The sequence below is a fragment of the Nonomuraea sp. NPDC049141 genome, assembly GCF_040648415.1.
Lineage (GTDB): Bacteria > Actinomycetota > Actinomycetes > Streptosporangiales > Streptosporangiaceae > Nonomuraea.
In genome coordinates this window covers 160677-176017 of sequence record NZ_JBEZDR010000032.1, presented here as the reverse complement: position 1 = coordinate 176017, position 15341 = coordinate 160677, and the positions used below count along the sequence as shown (strand labels likewise).

The 15341-nt window shown below is 68.4% G+C and carries 14 protein-coding genes; 6 read left to right on the top strand and 8 right to left on the bottom strand.

Annotation, left to right across the window (positions count from 1 at the left end; translation table 11 throughout):
• Positions 1-18: 18 nt before the first annotated feature.
• The gene (locus tag AB0B91_RS58055; protein WP_358340601.1) at positions 19-675 is read right to left on the bottom strand and encodes a helix-turn-helix transcriptional regulator; all 657 of its coding nucleotides are present in this window, start codon (positions 673-675) and stop codon (positions 19-21) included.
• 159 nt (positions 676-834) lie between these two features.
• On the opposite strand from AB0B91_RS58055, the gene AB0B91_RS58050 reads away from it, so the two are divergent.
• Together AB0B91_RS58050 and AB0B91_RS58045 are read left to right on the top strand one after the other, a co-directional pair.
• The gene (locus tag AB0B91_RS58050; RefSeq protein WP_358340599.1) at positions 835-1311 is read left to right on the top strand and encodes an ATP-binding protein; all 477 of its coding nucleotides are present in this window, start codon (positions 835-837) and stop codon (positions 1309-1311) included.
• Positions 1312-1340: 29 nt separating this feature from the next.
• A complete protein-coding gene (locus tag AB0B91_RS58045; protein ID WP_358340597.1) occupies positions 1341-1649 on the top strand; it encodes a hypothetical protein in 309 nt (102 codons plus the stop codon).
• A 94-nt stretch (positions 1650-1743) separates the two neighbouring features.
• Here AB0B91_RS58045 and AB0B91_RS58040 read toward each other — a convergent pair whose 3' ends face one another.
• The 3 genes from AB0B91_RS58040 to AB0B91_RS58030 are packed head-to-tail and all read right to left on the bottom strand — an operon-like array spanning position 1744 to position 6219.
• Positions 1744-3486 (bottom strand): 5'-nucleotidase C-terminal domain-containing protein, encoded by a 1743-nt coding sequence (locus AB0B91_RS58040; RefSeq protein WP_358340595.1) that lies wholly within the window; start codon positions 3484-3486, stop codon positions 1744-1746.
• A 54-nt stretch (positions 3487-3540) separates the two neighbouring features.
• A complete protein-coding gene (locus AB0B91_RS58035; protein WP_358340593.1) occupies positions 3541-5235 on the bottom strand; it encodes an alpha-amylase family protein in 1695 nt (564 codons plus the stop codon).
• Positions 5236-6219, bottom strand: coding sequence for an aldo/keto reductase (locus AB0B91_RS58030; RefSeq protein WP_358340591.1), 984 nt, complete (start codon positions 6217-6219; stop codon positions 5236-5238).
• A gap of 56 nt (positions 6220-6275) precedes the next feature.
• Here AB0B91_RS58030 and AB0B91_RS58025 point away from each other — a divergent pair, with 56 nt between their 5' ends.
• From AB0B91_RS58025 to AB0B91_RS58010, 4 genes are all read left to right on the top strand, one after another.
• Positions 6276-7160, top strand: coding sequence for a LysR family transcriptional regulator (locus AB0B91_RS58025; RefSeq protein WP_358340589.1), 885 nt, complete (start codon positions 6276-6278; stop codon positions 7158-7160).
• 29 nt (positions 7161-7189) lie between these two features.
• Entirely contained in the window at positions 7190-7393 is a 204-nt protein-coding gene (locus AB0B91_RS58020; protein ID WP_358340587.1) for an EF-hand domain-containing protein, read from the top strand.
• 60 nt (positions 7394-7453) lie between these two features.
• Positions 7454-8644 (top strand): helix-turn-helix domain-containing protein, encoded by a 1191-nt coding sequence (locus AB0B91_RS58015; RefSeq protein ID WP_358340585.1) that lies wholly within the window; start codon positions 7454-7456, stop codon positions 8642-8644.
• Between the two features lie 182 nt (positions 8645-8826).
• A complete protein-coding gene (locus tag AB0B91_RS58010) occupies positions 8827-9051 on the top strand; it encodes a hypothetical protein (RefSeq protein WP_219527799.1) in 225 nt (74 codons plus the stop codon).
• Positions 9052-9349: 298 nt separating this feature from the next.
• On the opposite strand, the gene AB0B91_RS58005 is transcribed toward AB0B91_RS58010, so the two are convergent.
• The 4 genes from AB0B91_RS58005 to AB0B91_RS57990 all read right to left on the bottom strand — a co-directional run bounded on the left by AB0B91_RS58005 (position 9350) and on the right by AB0B91_RS57990 (position 15260).
• A complete protein-coding gene (locus tag AB0B91_RS58005; protein WP_358340583.1) occupies positions 9350-10531 on the bottom strand; it encodes a hypothetical protein in 1182 nt (393 codons plus the stop codon).
• A 154-nt stretch (positions 10532-10685) separates the two neighbouring features.
• On the bottom strand, positions 10686-11915 hold the full coding sequence (locus tag AB0B91_RS58000) for a glycosyltransferase (RefSeq protein WP_358340582.1): 1230 nt from the start codon (positions 11913-11915) through the stop codon (positions 10686-10688).
• The gene (locus AB0B91_RS57995; protein WP_358340580.1) at positions 11912-12139 is read right to left on the bottom strand and encodes a hypothetical protein; all 228 of its coding nucleotides are present in this window, start codon (positions 12137-12139) and stop codon (positions 11912-11914) included. The genes AB0B91_RS58000 and AB0B91_RS57995 overlap by 4 nt, the downstream gene beginning before the upstream one ends.
• A 229-nt stretch (positions 12140-12368) precedes the next feature.
• Positions 12369-15260, bottom strand: a complete 2892-nt coding sequence (locus AB0B91_RS57990) for an MMPL family transporter (protein WP_358340579.1) — start codon at positions 15258-15260, stop codon at positions 12369-12371.
• Between the last annotated feature and the right edge of the window lie 81 nt (positions 15261-15341).

The window sequence follows — 15341 nt, the reverse complement described above, 5'->3', positions numbered from 1 at the left end:
CGTCTACCAGGAGCTTCTTTACGTTACCGACCGAACACCGGCATCGCGATCACGCTGTGACCAGGGCGCTCGCCGGGGAGCCTGAAATGGGTTCACTGTGACGTAAGGAGGATTGAGGATCTCCAAGATTTTCGCAAGCTGCTCGCGCATCACCTCTCTTCCGCCTACCGGTCGGTGAAGAACATTTTCATCGACCAGAGTCGAATACATCGGAGGTGGCTTACGGAGAAATACAGACTGTCGTCGAATTCGAAGCTGTACCGCTTTCTCGGCTTGGTCTTCTGTCGCGCCTGGTTCACCTAGGAAAACTTGCCTAGCGTAGCTTTCCGTCTGGAGCAGGCCGGGAATGATCATCGGCTCCGAGGTACGTATGGTGTGCGCGGCGGCCTCTACACGCGGCCACTCCTGGAACCACTTCGGCCCGAGAGAGTTGTGGATCTGTGGGAGGAGCTCCAGGAGCTGTCCGTGGAGGCCAAGAGCTTTCTCGATCTCTCGTGTCAGCTCTTCGCTCGGCTTGCGCATCATGCGCTCGACGTGCCCCACGGCGCTCTCGCTGTAGGAGAGTCGCTCCGCCAGGCGCTCCTGGCTCAACTTTTGTTGCGTCCGGTATGAACGTAGGCGGGAGGCGAATTCCTTCCATGCCTTCCGACCAGGATCCTGCCCATTTTCGGTCATAACAACCCTTTCGGCCTTCTGCCCGTACTCCCTCACTTACGGCCAAGCAGTGAATCCGGAAGAAACTGTACGCCTACTTTTGAGGACTGGACAGGGATAGAACGCCATTGTGAGAGGGCCTACCGAAATCGTAGGACTGTAAGTCCCGATGCCCCAGGCATGTCCGATCTTGTATCACCCCAGGGTGGATCAATGCATGCACATAGCCCCCAAGTACACCGGACGTTGCTTCGCGCCAGTCCCGACACCCCACGTCAAGCCCGCCAAGTCGTGCGCATATGGTCAGCCCTCGGCTTGGGGCTGAAAAGTGATCTGCTGGAGGATGTCGTGTTGGTGGTCTCCGAGTTGGTGACCAACTCCGTTAAACATGCACATTTCATCCCGGGTCGGGAGTGGGTTCAGCTCAGCATCGATACGGACCCAGCGTCTATCCGCGTGACAGTGACGGACCCCGGCCATCCCTCCGAATATCCGCAACGGCCATGGGCGGACTCGCGGAAGTTGAGCGGTCTCACAATGGGAGGCAGGGGACTACAGATCGTTGATCATATTTGCAACGGCGTCTGGAATACGAGCCTGACGGAGAGCCATGAACGCATGGTTCAAGCCCGAATTCCCATAGATCCCCACACCTGATAGGCACGCGCACACGGGAGGTGCGACCCATGGACAACTCCAGAACCACCCCGACTGTGCTGGATGAGTGTCTGAGTCCGCACGTGGCCATGGTTCAGCGTGATCATGTGCGGCTGGAGTGGCGCACGCCGTACCCGGTGCTGGCGCGGGCGCGCGTGGTGGCCTGGACCTGTTTCTGCCGAGCGACGGTCTACGAGCTGTGTGAGAGCGCGGGGCAGGCGTTCATCCGCCGGACCGTCCAGTTCGGCCGCGAGCACGAGGTGCACGAGACCTCTATCCGGCCGATCAATGAGACTCGGGCGATCTGGACGGGATTGTTGTCCGGAAGAGCCCGTTAGAACAGGCGTGGCGGCGGGGAATCTGGAGGGACGACGCCGCCACGCCTGCTGAGGAACGGCCCGGGCTTGGCCGGGATCCACTGCTTGCCGTACGTCAGAAGACCGGCACGCCGGCACGCGTAAGGCGCCAGTTGGCGGCGGTGAAGTCGGTCGGATTGATCGTGCCCTTCGCGGTCGCGTAGTCGATCAGCGCCTGGCGGATCTCCACCTGGGCGTTGTACAGCACCGGCGCGCCCACGACGTGCGGGAACCCGCCGCCACCCGACTGGCGGTAGTTGTTGATCGCGACCACGAACTCCTTGTCCGCCGGAACCGGCGTGCCCTCGTAGCTGAGGTTCGTGATCCGCTGCCCGACCGGCTTGGCGATGTCGATGTCGTACGAGACGCCCGACAACTGGTCGTAGTTGTAGTCCGGCGTGTTCCCGGCGTTGGTCAGCTTCGCGACGTCCACGGGGTCGCCGGGGGCGAGCTGGTTGAAGTACTTGGCGGAGTACTCCAGGTAGTCCTTGATCTGGGCACCCGTCAGCTTCACGGCCAGCAGCGTGTTGTCGTACACGTACAGCCCGGCCACGTCGCGGACCCGGATATCGCCGGCGGGGAAGACGGCGGTCCGGCTGAACGGCGCGGCGATCGACAGGACCGGGAGCTGGTTGTCCGGCAGCGCCTGCTTGACGGTCTCGACCTGGACCTGCTGGATGTAGTCGAGGATCGGGGTGTCCTTGTAGGGGGACTCGGCGGCCGAGAGCTGCTCCGACGACTTGGCCACGACCTTGTTGACATAGCCGACCGTGGCGTCGTGCTGCGGCTTGAGCAGAGCGGTGATCTTGGGGTCCTCGGCGGCCGTGTTCGTGTTGAGCGTGGTCGAGGACTTGCCGGTGACGGTCCATTTGCCGCCGTGCTTGGCCAGCTGGAAGTCGATCACGCTGAGGCGCTGGCCCCACTTGCTCGGCTCGGTGAGCAGGACCTGTTTGCCGGTGGCCTGGTTCGTGACGAACCGCTGGGCCACGTCGTTGTGCGCGTGCCCGAACAGCACCGCGTCGATGCCCGGCACCTGCTCGGCGACCATCGCGGAGGCGTTCTCCACGGGCAGGTCGCCGCCGTAGGACGAGATGCCGCTGTCGCCCGCGTGCGCGGTCACCACGACCACGTCCGCGCCCAGCTTGCGGATGATCGGCACCCACTTCTTGGCCGACTCCACCAGGTCGGTGAAGCGGAGCTTGCCCTCGACGTTCGCCTTGTCCCAGATCGCGACACCCGGGTTGGTCAGGCCGAGCACGCCCACCTTGACTGGCTTGTCGCCCTTGACGTTCATGGTCTTGATCACGAACGGCAGGTAGGCGGGCCGGCCGGTCTTCGCGCTGACGGCGTTCGCGCCGAGCACCGGGGCCTTCATCTGGTGGATCCAGGTGGCCAGCAGGGGCAGGCCGTAGTTGAACTCGTGGTTCCCCAGGGTGACGGCGTCGTAGCCGATGGCGTTCATGGCCTTGGCCATCGGGTGGACGGGGCCGTTCCTGGTGATCGGCTCGACCTTGGCGTAGTAGTACGCCAGCGGGGTGCCCTGGATGGTGTCACCCGAGTCGAACAGCAGCGTCCGGTCGGCGCCGCGCTCCACCCGCACCTTGTTGACCAGCGTCGACACCTTGGCCAGGCCGACGTTGTTGCCGGCGCTGTCCGCGTAGGCCGCGTCCTTGTAGTAGTCCCAGTTGAGGCCGTTGCCATGGATGTCGGAGGTGCCCATCACGGTGACAGTGATGGTTTTGCCACCGGCCGCGTGCGCGGGCAGGCCGATCAGGGCCAGCGCGGTCAGCGTGACGGCCCCAAGCTTGATGATGTGCATGGCGAGGAGGCTAACTGCGGCAAATAACCCACGGGTTACGGCAATCTGGCCGGATCAGCGGGACTTGACCGAGGCGTCCTCCGCTGGGATCTCCTTCGGCGAGGCGCGCAGCCAGCGGCAGCCGTGCGGGTCCAGGGTCAGCCGGGCCACGCCCTCCTCGGAGACCTCCAGCGTCCCGTCCACCAGGAGGTCCGTGAGCGTGTGCGACTCCAGCCCGGCCAGCTTCAGCTCCACGTCCTGGGCTGTTTCGCCCAGGTTGTGGAGCACCACCACCGTGGCGCCGTCGGCGTCGCAGCGGTGCGCCAGGATCGCGGGATCGGCCGCCTCCAGCACCGTGCAGTCGCCCCAGGCCAGCTCCGGGCACTCGCGATAACGCTCGATGAGCAGTTGGAACCAGCGCAGCAGCGAATCCCGGTCCCGCTTCTGGTCGGCCACGTTGATCCGCGCGGGCGAGTAGGCGCCGTCCGGCATCTCGCGTTCGGGGGTGCCCCGGGTGAAGCCGCCGTCCGGTGACCACTGCATCGGCGTCCGTACGGCCATGCGGCCCTCTGCCTTGAGGTTCTCGCCCATGCCGATCTCTTCGCCGTAGAACATGACCGGGGTGCCGGGGAGGGAGAAGAGCAGGCTGTAGGCCATCTTGATGCGGCGGATGTCCCCGCCCATCATGGTCGGCAGGCGTCGGCGCAGGCCGCGGCCGTAGATCTGCATGTCCTCCTCCGGGCCGAACGCCCGGAAGACCTCCTGACGCTCCTTGTCCGTGAGCTTGTCCAGCGTCAGCTCGTCGTGGTTGCGCAGGAACACCGCCCACTGGCAGTCCTTGGGCGGCCTGGGCCGGGACCTGAGCGCGTCGGCGAGCGGCTCGGCCTCGCCGCGCGCCAGCGACAGCCACGCGCGCTGCATGCCGATGAAGTCGAAGCACATGGTGAGCTGGTCGCCCAGCCCCTCGCCGAAGTAGCCCATCAGGTCCTTGTAGGGCAGGTTGACCTCGCCGAGCAGCACCGAGGCGCCCTCACGCCGGGTCATGAAGGCCCGCAGGTCCGCCAGGAACTCGTGCGGGTCGGCCAACTGGGGCTGGACGTTCTCGATGAGGAACGGCACGGCGTCCACCCGGAACCCCGACAGCCCCAGCTCCATCCAGAAGCCCAGGATCCTGGCGATCTCGTCGCGCACCTCGGGGTTGCTGACGTTCAGGTCGGGCTGGTGGCGGTAGAAGCTGTGCAGGTAGTACTGGCCGGTCGAGGTGTCGAGCTGCCAGATGCTGTCCTCCTTGTCGGGGAAGACCACCTGCTTCGGATCGTCCGGCTCCGGCTTGTCCGACCAGACGTACCAGTCGCGCAGCGGCGACTTCTTGCTCGACCGCGACTCGATGAACCAGGGGTGCTGGTCGGAGGTGTGGTTCACGACCAGGTCCGCGATCACCCGCATGCCGCGGTCCTTGGCGGTCCGCATGAACTCCACGAAGTCGCCCAGCGTGCCGAGCCGCGGGTCGATGGAGTAGAAGTCGGTGATGTCGTACCCGTCGTCCCGGTTGGGGGTCGGGAAGAACGGCATCAGCCACAGGCAGGTGACCCCCAGCCCCGCCAGGTAGTCGATCTGCTGGGTGAGCCCGCGGAAGTCGCCGACCCCGTCGTCGTTGCCGTCCTTGAACGTCTCGACGTCGAGACAGTAGACGACGGCATTTTTCCACCACAGATCGGACGTGTAGGTCAGTCGCATGGCGCCACCGCTACCCAGGAGCGGGTCCCGCATTCAGAGCAAGGTGCCGCCGGTCACCTCGAATCCGGCGAGCGCCTCATCGACGCGGGCCAGCGTGTCGCGGTGCAGAACGAGGTCGGCGGCGGCCAGGTTCTCCTCGATGTGCGCGGGGGTGCGGCTGCCCGGGATGGCCACCACGTGCTCGTACTGGTGCAGCAGCCAGGCCAGGGCCAGCTGGGCGGGGGTGATGCCCAGGTGGGTGGCCAGGTCCCTGATCGGGGCGTAGCGATCGTTGTTGCTCGCGAGGTTGTCGGCGGAGAAGCGGGGCGCGTTGTGCCGGAAGTCGCCCTCGCCCAGCTGCTGGACGGTGCCGGTGAGGAAGCCGTTGCCGAGCGGGCTCCAGGCCACGATGCCCACGTTCAGCTCGCGGGCCGCCTTGAGGAGGTCGGGATCGACCGGCCGCCACATCGACCATTCGTTCTGCACAGCCGCCACCGGGTGCACGGCATGCGCCCTGCGCAGCTCGTCGGCGGTCACGTTCGACAGGCCAAGGTGCCTGACCAGCCCGGCCTCGACCAGCTCGGCCACCGCCCCGGCCGTCTCCTCGATCGGCACGCCCGGGTCCACGTAGTGCGAGTAGTAGAGGTCGATCACGTCGGTGTCCAGGTTGCGCAGGCTCCGCTCGGCGTAGCGGCGGATCATCCGCGGCTCGGCGTTCACCCGCAGCTCGCCGAACGCGTAGCCCACCGGCTGCGATCTGCTCGCCTCCCCCTCCGGAATGGCCAGGCCGAACTTGGTGGCGACCACCACCTCGTCGCGCCGGCCCTTGATCGCCCGGCCGACCAGGCGCTCGTTGTGGCCGTTCACGCCGTAGGCGTCACTGGTGTCGATGTGGGTCGCTCCGGCGTCGAGTGCCGCCTTGAGCGCCGTCTCGGCGCGGGTGTCGTCGATGTCGCCGTACACGCCGGGGGACAGCACCATCGCGCCGAAGCCGATCGCGGGGACCCGCAGGTTGTTTCCGAGTTCACGTGTCTTCATGCGGTTCATCCTGCTGGCGGTACGGGCGGCGCGTCCAAGACCTTCTGCTATAACCGATGGTTATGGACGTGCACCTGCGGGACCTGCGTTATTTCGTCGCCACGGCCGAGGAGCTGAACGTGACCAGGGCGGCCGAGCGGCTGTTCGTCTCCCAGCCCGCACTGTCCAAGCAGCTCAGGGCGCTGGAACGGCAGCTCGGCTTCAGTCTCTTCGAGCGCGTGTCCTCCGGCGTGGTCCTCACCAGGCATGGCGAGGCGCTGCTGCCGACCGCGCGCGAACTGCTCGACCGGTGGAACGCCGGGCTGGAGACCGCGCGGGCCGCCGCGCCCACGGGCACCCTGGTCATCGGCATGCAGACGGCGGTCGGGCGGGGGATCCAGCAGGAGGCGCTGCGCCGGTTCCGCGCGGCGATGCCCGGCTGGGAGGTGTCGCTGCGGCTGGTCGGCTGGGACGATCCCAGCGGCGGCCTGGCCGACGGCGGCTCCGACGTGGCCTTCATCTGGCTGCCCGTACCCGAGGGACTGAACACGCATGTTCTCGCCACTGAGGGCAGAGGCGTCGCCATGCCGGACGATCACCCCCTCGCCAAACTGGCGGAGATCCCGTTCGAGGCCCTGCGCGACGAGCCGTTCATCGCGCTGCCCGTCTCGGCGGGGCCGCTGCGCGACTACTGGCTCGCCCGCGACTTCCGGGACGACGAGCCGGTCATCGGGGTCACGGCCAACACGCCTGAAGAGGTGTTCGAGGCCGTGACCAGTGGTCTGGGCGTCGTCCTCGTGGCCGAGGGCAACGCCGCGCTCTACAAACGGCCCGGCCTGGTCTACCGCCCGGTGACCGGCCTCCCGCCGGGCGAACTGGCCATCGCCTGGCGCTCCGGTGATAAAAGGCCAGAAGTCAGGGCATTCATCGACGCACTCCGAGAAAGCGCCACTAAGGTCTGACCGACACGGATCTCGCGAAAGGGCGACCCATGAGCACCGATTACACGATCACCTTTGACCTGATCGATGTTGACAAGGACGGCCGGATCTCCGCTGAAGAGCTGGTGGGGCTGATGGAGGTGCTGGGTCAGCCGATCACGCTGGAGGCCGCGCAGGCCGGGGTGCAGCGGCTCGACAAGGACGGGGACGGCCTGATCGACGTGGAAGAGTTCGGCGCCTTCCTGCAGAAGTAAAACAAGCACTTGCTACACAAACCTCTGCCGCGCGGGTAACAATGGGCGACAGGAGGGACGATGGCCAGCAAGAGTGACACCAGCGACACCCGGATCTCCGCGGACATCGTGAAGACGCTCAGGGCCGGAATCGGCCGGATCTCCGCCGAGGTGATCGGGGAGATCCAGGCCCGCATCCCCGAGTACGCCCGGCCATCCGACGAGGTCTACATCAAGGTCGTCAGGACGACCGTCGAGCAGGCCATCGACGGCTTCCTCGACCACATCCAGGACCCCGCCGCCCCCTGGGACCCCGAGCCGTTCCGCATGATCGGCAAGGGCGAGGCGGCGGAGGGCCGCAACCTGGAGCCGCTGCAGGCCGCGATGCGGCTGGGCGCCCGGGTCGGCTGGCGGCGGCTGACCGAGATCGCCGACCCGCTCGGGCTCTCCCCGCAGTCCCTGTACGACCTGGGCGAGGCCATCTTCATCTACCTCGACCAGCTCGCCGACGCCGCGGCCGAGGGCTTCGACGAAGCTCGGGCACACGCGGCGGGCGAGATCGAGCGGCGGCGCAACCGGCTGCTCGACCTGCTGCTGAGCCGGCCGCCCGCCGGTTCGGAGGCCATCTCCGACCTGGCCAAGGCCGCCGGGTGGCGGCTGCCGAAGACCGTGGCCTGCGTCGCGCTCGACGACCAGCACGGCACCTGCCGCTCCCCCGCGGTGCCGCCCGACGTGCTGACCGGCCTTGACCGAACCACGCCCTGCCTGCTCGTACCCGACCCGAACGGCCCCGGTCAGGCCCGGATGCTGGAGACCGCGCTCCGCGGCTACCTGGGCGCGATCGGACCCGCCGTACCCCTGCCCGCCGCCGCGTCGTCGCTGCGGTGGGCGGCCGAGGCGCTGGAGCTGTCCGGGCGCGGCGTGCTGCCGCGCGGCCTGCTGCGCTGCACGGACCATATGGCGACGCTGGTCGTCTTCAAGGACGAGGAGCTGGTCGACGCGCTGGCGGAGGTACGACTGGCGCCCCTGGCCCACCTGCGGCCCACGCAGCAGGACCGGCTGGCGGAGACGCTGCTGGCCTGGCTGCGGTACGGCCGGGGGGCGGGGGAGGTGGCGGCTCGGCTGCATGTGCATCCGCAGACGGTTCGGTATCGGCTGCGGCAGTTGGAGGAGCTCTACGGGGACCAGCTCGCCGATCCGGACATCCGCTTCGAACTGGAGATCGTGCTGCGCGCCCGCCGGGCGGCCGCCCTGGCCGCTCGCCCGTTGTGAGCCTGCACGAGCCCGCGACCCGGCCGCTCGGCGTCCGACCCTGACAGCACGAGGTACGACGGCTTTCCGGACGCCCTCAAATCAGACAAACCGCCGGTTTTCCCCGGTTTTCGCGCCCGAAAACCTAACCACTGCGGCGAATGTGGCGTTCTAAGATCTCAGGGTGGCGCATACTGGAGTAGATGAAGCCGCCCAGCGCCGCGACCCGGCGCCACCTGCCCACCAGCCCCTTCAAACCCCCGCCCCCGGCCCCGCCGGTCGAGGTCTTCACCTTGGACGACCAGGTGTCCCACGACCGGTACGGTCTCGGTCGGGTCATCGGCGTCGAGGATGAAGCCGTGCTCATCGACTTCGGTTCACGCCAGGAACGGATCACGACCCCGTACGCCAAGCTGATCAAGCTCTAAGACCAGCCTGGCAATACAGAAACCCGCCGGCAGCGTTCGCCAGAGGGCGCTGTCAGTCTGTCTTGACGCGTGTTATCGGGCCCGGCCCATGAAAGCATGGTCATCGCCTTCAGGCGCTCAGCGCCGTTGGAGCTCAGGCGGTGATAGCAGGGACAAGTCCCCGCACTTCCGGCGAGATGGCCGTCCGGCCGCTCGCGCTCCCCGGGCCCAAGCCGTCTGGCCAGTTCGTGCTACCGGAAACAACGACAGAAGCGCGCCTCCGGCCGAAGCCGAAGACGCGCCTTTCTCATGTCGTATGTCAGGCGGTGTGCAGGTAGACCTGGCCGAACACCTCGGACAGCTTCTTGAGGTCCGTGGCCGTGTCGACTTCCGGCGCCGACGGGTCGTAGATCGTGGCCAGCCGGGGACGGATCGAGGTCAGCTTCTTGAGCTGCTCCCAAGTGGCGTTCTCCGCCCACTTCTCCCCGTACAGCCTGCTGACCTGCCCCTGGTCGTTCTGCCAGCGGGACCAGAGGTTGACCGTCTCGGCGGCGTCGGCCTGGAGCGGGGTGGCGATGCGGTCGGTGATCGACTTGGCCGCCTGCTCGGTGGTGAGCTGCGGCGAGCCCACGGTGGCGAAGCCCGCGTCTTCCGCGGCGATCTGACCGTAGGCGTCCCACGCGCGCGCCCTGACCTGGATCCACTGGTTGCGCTGGGCCTCGGTGGCGTCGATCTTCCAGGTGGCGTACTCCGTCGCCAGGTGTCCGCTGTCCAGGGCGAGCTGGTCGACCAGGCCCTTGGTGAGCCAGGCGCCTATCCGCTCGGGGTCGAGCAGCGGGTACTTCTTGGTCATCTCGGTCTTGCACGCGTCGTTGGCGCCACAGCCGAGCAGCGGCACCACCGTGTGCACGGCCAGCTTCTTGCCCGGCGCGAGGTTGTGGAGCGTGGTCGTGGCCTCCGTGACGAACTTGTCCATCTCGTCAGCCGTCTCGAATGTCTTGTTGAACCCGAGCTGCGAGCTGAACCTGATCCCCACGGCCCCCTGCTGCGCCGCGACCGCGGCGACCTTCTTGGCCGCCTCGGCGAGCTTGCCCGACTTCCAGTCGTCGGCCAGCTCGGCGTCGATCCAGACGCGCATCCCGGCCGCGGCGGCGGCCTTGACGGCCTGGCCACCGGCGGTCTTCTCGGCGGCCTGGATCTCGGTCGCCGACAGGCCCTCGGGGTTGACGAAGCAGTCCTCGCTGGACTGGCACTCGGGCGAGCCGCCGTCCTCGGCGCCCTCGACGTCGGGCGAGTCGACGTCGTGCAACTGGCCGTCGCCCTCGGAGTCGTTGGCGCACTCGTTGCCGGCTTCGGTGCAGTCGACGGTGATCGGGTTCAGCGGGCCGGCTTCCTGCAGATGCTCGGCGTCGTTCGAGAGCCAGAAGTTGGCGATGTCGAGCGCCTCTTCCGGCGTGGCCATCCAGCGGCAGACGACGTACGCCGGCGTGTCACCGGACATCAGGTCGTTACAGCTACGCGGATCGTCCTCCGACCAGGCTGGAACACCTATGCCTAACAGTGAGAGTGCCAATCCGATGACGAAAATCTTCCTCAGTCGCATGGCGCCTTACTTCCAGGGGTGATCGTGGACACATCGCACAATATATGGATGATCAGCTACCTTCAATCAGATCTACGGCGTTCTTCACCCCGCGTTCAACCTTTAGTAGTTTCCCGAGTTGCGCGGCTTTTTCGCGATATTCCGATACGGCTCGCAGTCGCTCGGCCAGAGATCGCCCGCTCAGCGCCCTGATCGGCAACGGTGGCGGCCCCGCCCCCAACGCCGCCACCCTGCGTCCCCAGAACGGCTGGTCGGAGAAGAAAGGGCAGACGACATTGGGCACCCCGGCCGCCAACCCCGCCGCCGTGGTCCCCGCCCCACCGTGATGCACGACGGCGGCCATCCTCGGGAACAGCACCTCATGCGCCACCTCACCCGCCGGGCAGACGTCCGCCGACGCCGCCACGGGCAGCCCCTGAACCACCGCCCGCATCCCGGCCAGCCGTAATGCCGCGACCACCTGCTCGGCGACCGCCTCCGGCTCGTCCGGCACCATGCTCCCGAACCCGACGTACACGGGGGGCGGCCCATCGTCCAGGAAGTCGGCGAGGTCGGAGGGGAGCGAGCCGTCCGGGTCGGATGGGAGGCGCCAGTAGCCGGTGAGGTGCACGTAGCCGGCCCAGTCATACGGCCTGGGCACCACCAGCGGGCTGACCCCGCACAGCACCGGCACCCGATCCCGCCGGTCGGCCGCGAACGGGCTACCCCGCAACGGCCGCAGCCCGAGCACCTGCCCGCGCAGCCGGTTCACCATGGGGGCCAGCATCAGCCAGCCGAGCCGTTCGACCATGGCATAGCTGGCCCGGTTGCCGATCCGGCCCAGGGTCCGGCGCGGGATCAGCGGGTTCGGGAACTCGCCGGTCGGCTCGCTGGGCTGGAACTGCAGGATCCCGTACGGCATGCCGTACCTCTCGTGCAGGTGCCGGCCGAAGGCGCCGAGGGCGGGCGCGAGGACCAGTTCGGCGTTCGCGCAGGCGGCGTCCACCTCGGCGAGGAGCGTCGCGGCGAGGGGCTCGACGACGACTCGGAGGCCCCGCACGAACCCCAGCGGCCCGCTACGCAACCACGCCTGTCCTTCCTCGCTCTCCACGATCGCCACCGGATCCACCCCCAGCGCCGCGAACCGCACTCCGGGACGCTCATAGCGCTCTGCCGCCAGGCGTTCGTAGCGTTCCGGCGCCACGAGCGTGACCTCGTGCCCGCGCCCGCCGAACTCCTGAGCCAGCGCCACGCACGGCTGGATGTCCCCCCGCGACCCCATTGCCAGCACCGCGACCCTCACGGCAGTGCCAGCGAGGCGATCAATGCGCTCAGTAGTACGAGCGCATACCCCTGAGAAAAGCTCCCGACCTCGTGCACGATCACCCCAATAGCCGCAATCCCCAACAGGCCGGAAATCTCACGACTTACGGAGAAGATCCCACCCGCCACCAGCACCAACCCGCAGGCGACCGTCCTGCCGCTCGACCAAGACGTGAACCCGAGCACCCCCTGTAGGAACAGCATTCCCCCGCCCACGCATCCGGCCACCGCGAGCACGGATGGGCGGCGACGCCCAGCCGTACTCGCCTCAGCGCGAACGTCCCGAAAGCCAGAGACACCACCGACGCCGGCAATCCGGGCACGTCCGCCCTGCGCCGCAGTTCGGAGTGCGTTTCCGGTATCGGGACGGCGGCCAGCGCGATGACGGCCAGGAGGGGGCGGGTGGCGGGCTGGGCGGGGGCCAAAGCCAGGGTTACGTGTCCACCTCCGCCCAGGTCCAGCCGGGCCCGTCGGGGTTCGCCCTGACGACCCTGGTACGACCGGCGGTGACCTTCTCCCAGGTGGGCCGCAGCGTTCCGGAGCCGGAAGCGTCCGGCTCGTCGGCGGCCGGTGGCCGCTTGGGGACTGCGGACTTGGCGCTGCTGTAGGGCCGCTTTCTGACGGGGGGCGAGGCACGGAGCGGTTTGGCGGGGTCGCTGCCGGACGCAGGCGGGGAGGCGAGACGACCCGACGCAGGCGCGGGGGCGGGAGCGGGCGCAGGCGCGGGGGCGGGACGACCAGGCGCGGGAACGGTCGCCTCCAAGGCGGGAGCGGGGGGAGCAGGGTCGTGTTCGGCGGATACCGGGATCGGGTCGGTGTCCACGCCGAAGATGGCCGGGCGGCCGTTGACGGTCACCGCTGGCACGCCGGGGTCGTCCTCCGCCCAGTGCCAGCCGGGGCCGTCCGGGTTGGGCTTGATCGCCCTCCCAGGACGCGGGCTGAGCGCCGTCTCGGGGCGCCGAGCCCCGCCGCCGCCCGCACTCACCGACGCGGCGCCCGGTGACAGCGCCAGTGGGGAAGCCCCATCCCCGGAAGCGATACCCCTGGAGACCGCATCCCTGGAGACCGCATCCCTGGAGACCTCCCGCCCAGGAAGCGGGCGTTCAGGAAGCGGGCGTTCAGGAAGCGGGCGCCCCTCCGGCGGCGGAGATTCACGGAACTCGATCCGCCGATGAATCCCCCGCAACACCCCCGGCAGCCACCAGTTCGCCCCACCCAGCAACCGCATCGTCGCCGGCACCAGCAGGGCCCGCACGAGCGTGGCATCCACCACGATCGCCACGAACATCCCCACCCCGAGCAGCTTCACGATCGTCATCCCGGCCGTCGAGAAGGCCCCGATCACCACCAGCGACAGCAGCGCGGCGCTGGTGATGACACCCCCGGTCCGCTGCAGGCCGGTCGCCACCGCCGCCGTGTTGTCGCCGGTCCGCAGCCACTCCGCCCGCACCCTCGACAGCAGGAACAGCTCATAGTTCATCGACAGCCCGAACACCAGCGCCAGGATCAGCACCGTCACCGTGGCCTCGATGGTCCCCGTGGACGTGAAACGCAGCCACGGTGCCAGGTGGCCGTCCTGGAAGGCCCAGACGATCACCCCGAACGAGGCCCCGATCGACAGGACGTTCATGAGCAGGGCCTTGACGGGCAGGACGACGGAGCCGAAGGCGGCGAACAGCAGCAGGAACGTGACTCCGCCGACCACCAGCGCCATCCACGGCAGCCGGCCGAGCAGGCTGGACAGGAGGTCCATCTGGGCGGCCGTCGGGCCGCCTACGACGACCTGGCGGACGTTCGGCTCCGGGGTCATCGATCTGATCAGCGTCACCAGGTGCTGGGCCGCGTCCGACATGGGGTCGTAGGAGTAGCGGACCGCCAGGCGGATCGCGCCGTTGGGCTGGGAGAGGCCGGCGAGGTCGACGCCCGTGACCCCGGGCAGGTCGCGCAGGCGGTCGGCGAGGGGCTTGGCGTCGGTGGGGTCGATCGGGGTGACGGCGCTGATCGGGGCGTAGCCCTGGCCGAGGGGGCCGGGGGCGGCGGGACGGGTGGTGAAGGAGCGTTCGATGAGAACGTGGACGTCGATCATGGCCATCGAGTTCTTGGCGAAGTCGCGGTCGACGGTCTCGGCGACGCGACGGTTCTCGGAGGCGGCGGGCAGGACCCGGTGGTCGACGTTGCCGAACCGTACGTGGGCGAACGGCCCGGCCAGCGCGAGGAGTACGGACGTGACCGCGACCAGGTAGAGCACGGGCCGTCTCATCACGCTGGAGGCGATCGCGTGCCAGACCCCGGCGCCCGCGCGGACCGCGCCGAAGTGGGGCGTGACGCGGATGGCGTCCACGCGGGGACCCAGGACAGCGAGCGCGGCAGGAAGGACGACCAGCGCCGACACCATGGCCACCAGCACCACGGCAGCCGCGCCCAGCCCGATCGAGCGCAGGAACATCTGCGGGAACAGCAGCAGTCCCAGCAGCGAGGTCGCCACGGTCAAACCGGAGAAGGCGACGGTACGGCCGGCCGTCGCCATGGTGCGCACCACGGCCTCACGGGTCGGGAGGCCGGACCTGATCTGCTCGCGGAAGGCGTTCAGCACGAAGAGCGAATAGTCGATGGCCAGCCCGAGCCCGAGCATGGTGACGACGTTCAGCGAGAAGACCGAGACCTCCGTCACCTCGGTCAGCAGCCTGAGCAGCACGAGCGCGCCGATCACGGCGAGCAGCCCGACGAGCAGCGGCAGCCCGGCGGCCACCAGGCTGCCGAACACCACCACGAGCATGACCAGCAGCACCGGCATCGAGATCGCCTCGGCGCGCGCCAGGTCGGCGGCCGTCTGGTCGTTGAGCTCCTTCAGCAGCGGCACCGAGCCGCCGACCTGGACCTGAAGGTTCGCGACGGGCAGCCGGTCCTTGATGGCGGCGTACGCCTGCTGCTTGGCGCCTTTCAGGGTGATCAGGGCATAGGTGGCGTGTTCGTCGGTGGACATCAGCTGTTTGGAGCCGGTGGTCCAGTACGTGGCCAGCTTGCGGACGTACTGGGCGGGCAGGGCGCGCAGCGAGTCGTGTACGGCCTTCTTGAAGCGCGCGTCGCGCACCTTGACCTGCGGGTGGCGGTAGAGGACGACGACGTCGGGGCTGTTGCCGCCGTACCAGGCGTCGTTCCAGCGGGCGGCGGTGGTCGAGTCGGCGGCCGGGTCCGCGAAGCCGCCGTCGGCCATCCGGCCGAACAGCTGCAGCCCGAAGGGCGCGACCAGGATGGCCGCCACCAGGCTCAGCACCAGCAGCGTCCACCTGCCGCCGTAGATCAGGCGCCCCGCCGACTCAAACAAGGGCGCCCTCCAGGTACGCCCGCGGGCAGACGCGCTCGATCAGTGCCTCGGGCATGCCCGGGTCCCCTCGCCGACTGCAGG